The organism is Halodesulfovibrio marinisediminis DSM 17456 (assembly GCF_900129975.1).
Lineage (GTDB): Bacteria > Desulfobacterota > Desulfovibrionia > Desulfovibrionales > Desulfovibrionaceae > Halodesulfovibrio > Halodesulfovibrio marinisediminis.
This window is the reverse complement of sequence record NZ_FSRG01000007.1, coordinates 219,773-223,713: the sequence shown is the minus strand read 5'-3', so window position 1 is coordinate 223,713 and position 3,941 is coordinate 219,773. Positions and strand designations below refer to the sequence as shown.

The 3,941-nt window shown below is 43.4% G+C and carries 2 protein-coding genes and 1 rRNA gene; 2 read left to right on the top strand and 1 reads right to left on the bottom strand.

Features of this window, described 5'->3' with window-relative positions; translation table 11 throughout:
• Positions 1-86, bottom strand: a 16S ribosomal RNA gene (locus tag BUR09_RS15145); the annotation flags it as partial.
• Between the two features lie 584 nt (positions 87-670).
• Between BUR09_RS15145 and BUR09_RS15140 the strand changes: the two genes are divergently transcribed.
• Positions 671-1,297, top strand: a complete 627-nt coding sequence (locus BUR09_RS15140; RefSeq protein ID WP_084539517.1) for a tetratricopeptide repeat protein — start codon at positions 671-673, stop codon at positions 1,295-1,297.
• 247 nt (positions 1,298-1,544) lie between these two features.
• Positions 1,545-3,941: MFS domain-containing histidine kinase (locus tag BUR09_RS16600; protein WP_217694188.1), on the top strand; the 2,397-nt coding region annotated here is incomplete at its 3' end.

Below are 3,941 nucleotides of genomic sequence, written 5' to 3'. Positions count from 1 at the left end.
TTTCCGAAGAAACTTTCGCGTTCGACTTGCATGTGTTAGGCACGCCGCCAGCGTTCAATCTGAGCCAGAATCAAACTCTCCAGTTTAATAATTCTGTATTGTGACATCCACTACATCGTAGCAGATGACGCTAGCTGATCTCTAAATCAATCCGATTCGCTATTTAATTGTCAAAGAGCTTTCTTCAAGCTCCGCTCGGCTAATTCGCCTCGCGTCGAGTTGGCGTTTATGCCACCCAGCCGCTAAGCTGTCAACAACTTTTTGAAATTTAATTTCATTCGCTGTCTGACGAAACCTTGTCTCGCGGCGTGGAGGGAGTGTTTATGCTTTCCGCCTTCCGCTGTCAAACCCTTTTTAAATTTTTTTTCGAAAAACTTTTTTTAAGTGCCTGAATAAGGATCCGAGCTATAAAAGAACAAACGTTGCTTTACGTCACAACGTCTGAAAGCTTCTACGCAAATGCCTTTTTGCCGTCAACAGAATTTTAACTTTTTCTGATAATCTTATACAGGGCATAATGCGCATTGTTTTTTACATTTAATAAATTCAATATCTTAATTTGTTCTGTATATAATTTTTACAGTTAGTTTTATTGCTATGTAATCTATGTATTGGTACCTGCAAATAATCATTACAACCATCATAACATTATATAGGACGGACGTTATCTATGACAAAGCGCGAAGCTGCACGCCTTCAAGAAGAGTTTAAAAAAGGTATGTACGTAAAGAAGAGCACGACTATCATGTGCACTGTCTTTGCCCTCTGTCTTGGGGTGTTCCTTGGAAACCTGCTTACAGTCATTTACACGGCTCAGCCTCCTGCACAGCAGAGCACAGCAATACAACAGTCACAGCCAACACAGCCTCAAGTTTCACAGTCACAAGCATCAAGAATCATCGACCTTGAGCGTCTGACCCGCAATGAACCTGATAATATTAGTGCATGGCAACAGCTTGGTAATGCATACTACGATGCAAACCGCCCTGAGCATGCGATTAAAGCATATATAAAAAGCCTTGAACTCGACGAATCCTTCCCTAACATCTGGACAGATCTTGGAACGATGTACCGTCGCACAGGCCAATTCCAAAAAGCTATTGAAAGCTATGATAACGCCCTTAAATTTGCTCCAACCCACCCAAACGCTCTTTTCAATAAAGGCATTGTTTACCTTCATGACCTTGAGCAAAAAGAAAAAGGGATAGCTGCATGGGAAGAACTTCTTAAGTCCAATCCATCAGCGCGAACTCCTCAGGGAAAACCGCTCAAAGAATTCATTGACGCACATAGATAATGTATTGCTAAAGCAATTCGCCGTCGGTAAACACTGACGGCGTTTTTCTTTTGAATTATGGACATTTATTCATCATCGTTTTATGGTCACTTATCTCGCAACTCTGACTACTTTAACGGTGAGCCATATGCACTTTTTTTCCTTCCGTTTTCGAAAACTTCTTTTCTGCTTCGTGTCATGTTGCATTTTAGTTACATTATGCCTGTTCTCACAGAGCAAGGCGTTTAGCTCTGCTCAAAGAATATCAGTGAAATACGATATTTTTTTTGAAGACACACCGACAGCTTCAATAGCTCAAATAGCTGCCCCACAGTTTAGCAACGTATTTACCCCACTGGATAAAACACCGATTCCGCATTCTGTTAAACGAGTGTGGCTACGCATCACCATTCCTGCTGAACAGATTGAACGATGGCACATGAATGGATTCTTTCCTTTCATGCAGTTCGGCGGCTTAATACGACGCCCGACAACTCTTTTCTACAAACATGCAACCACTCAACAACGCTGGCAATCGTTTCCTATTACCCGTTGCCATATGCCACTTCCTGACGCCTCAAAAAATGGACTTGCTGAATATTTCCTGCGCATAGAAGGTAAACCAGGAATATGGTTTTATCCTGAAATAACAGTGAAAAATACGGCAATGCCTACTGTTTCCGCTGCGGTTCTTTTATGGCTTCTTATTGGCCTGACTCTTGGCCTTGCAGGGCTTAATTTCTTTCTTGCCGTTTTTACAAAAGCAGAAAGCTGCTTCTGGCTTTGTGTATATACTTTACTTACAGCGGGATACTATACATTTGGTTTCTTGCCAGCATCAACAGGCGGACTGGAATTTACGACAGCATGGACAATCCTACTTCCCGGTCTTGCGTTAATCATCCTCCCGCATATCGGACGTAATCTTTTTTATCATGCAGCATGTCCTCGTTCCATTGATGCTCAGCTATGGGGATTGTCCTTACTAGGGGTAATTGTTGCTATCTTTCCCCTTATTCCCGGGTTTTCAAACTCACTCCACTATCTTTTCCTGTGGCCTGCTCTTGCGGCATTAGGAGCTATTCCAGGAATTGCCGCAATTGCACAAAAGATTGCTGGTGGAAAACGTTTTACAGCAGGCTGCCTACTTACAGCGCTCGGCAGCGCAATAGCTTTACTGCCTGCAGCCTCTGCTGACACTGCAGGCATACTGCAGCTCATGCCGTTTGCCGGTGTTGCTATGGGGCTGATGATTCTAACTCCCGTTGCTTTACACGGTTCTGAACTTCAACCCTATGATCATATCAAAACAGACAAGTCATGGAACCACGTAACACCTGAAAAGCTTATTAAGAAGATCAGCCACGACTTGCAATCACCGCTGGTTACAATTGCCAGCATGGGCGAAGAGTTAAATAACATAAACATTCCTGAAGAAGGTCAACACGCTCTTCGTACACTGCAATCCGCAACTCATGTATTACAATTACAACTCAAAGACCTTCTCGACCTCAACAGAGCAGATCAACATCGCTTAGCGTTGAAAAAACAAAGCTTTGACCTACAAAGTCTGCTGAAAGATGCGTATCACATAATGCTTCCGCATACCGATGCTAAAGGTCTCACCCTTTCGTGGAAAATTTCACCGAATCTACCGATTCAATATATAGGAGACCCCAGCCGTCTTATCCAAATTTTGCTCAACTTGCTTGGCAACGCGGCTCGGTTCAGTGACTCCGGAAAAATCAGTGTGTCCGTATCATGTATTCACTCTACAGAGTACACAGCGCAACTACTGTTCACAGTAAAAGATCAAGGACGCGGTATTCCACTTCAAAACCAATATGATGTTCTTGATCGATTCTGTCAGGATCCGGAACAAGATTCCGGTAAATATTGCGGAGCTGGGCTCGGACTAAGCGTCACAACAGAACTTGTTCATTTAATGGACGGTTTTCTCTGCATCGACTCCGAGCCTAACGTAGGGACAACTGTGTCTTTCACCGTGCGTCTTGAACAGTTCGATAAGAACAAACCACACGCTGTAGCTCCCCAGTTTCATGCAGATCTATTTTCACCAATCTTAAGCGATGAAACGCAAAAGAAAGAACTTCCGCAATTAATTATTATTGAGACACGCACAGCACCTTCTGAATCCATACCTGAACTCCTTGATTCAGACCTCTTCGATATTCATGAGGTTCGTTCTTTTGATGAAGCCGTTACAACATATGAAGAATTCACTGCTGATGCGGTTATTATCGCTACAGAACTTACAGAAGATGCCATTACTATCTTATCCGAACTGCTTGAAATTGATAAAAAGTTAGATTGTTCTCAGGTTCCTTCCATTGCTATCGCCAATAGTCCAGTAAGTGCAGAACTCCTCAGCGAGTCTGGATATACTGAAGCATTGCCATCACCTGCATCTGAAGACGAACTCCTTGCAGCACTTGCTCGTCTTGGCTTGTACACGTACCCACTAGAATTTGTAGACGCATTTGAACAAAACTCAGAGTTTGATGACAACGAATACTCCGATGATATTGACGAGACAGATTTCGTTACGAACCTTGAGCCGCTTTCACTCACCGGATTGGATATAGAGCCAGAGCCAGAGCCAGAGCCAGAGCCAGAGCCAGAGCCAGAGCCAGAGCCAGAGCCA